Raw genomic sequence first — 303 nt, 5'->3', positions numbered from 1 at the left:
CAACCAAGCCGCCCTCTGGAACGGCCACGCCGGACACGCTTGGGTTGCCAGCCAGACGGCGCTCGACCAGATGTTCCCGCCGCTTGAAGACCGGCTTGTTGAAGCGGTGAGCGCCCAGTGGGCGCAGCACGTGCTCGATGTCGGCTGCGGCACCGGCAGCACGACGCTCGCCATTACGCGCCAGCTTGGTGCCAACGGCAGCTGCCTCGGTATCGACATCTCGGCGCCCATGCTGCAGACCGCCCGCGAGCGTGCCGAACGCGAAGCCCCACCCGCGCGCTTCGTTTGTGCCGACGCACAGAC

General features: G+C 68.6%; 1 protein-coding gene. It reads left to right on the top strand.

All coding sequences use genetic code 11. From position 1 onward, the window contains the following. Positions 1-303, top strand: a 303-nt coding sequence (locus tag ACVA58_RS27915; RefSeq protein WP_446513496.1) for a class I SAM-dependent methyltransferase, incomplete at both ends; no start/stop codon positions are given.

Source organism: Photobacterium sp. DNB22_13_2 (assembly GCF_052873915.1).
Note: the sequence above shows the minus strand (reverse complement) of the source record. Positions and strands in the feature narration are given on the sequence as shown.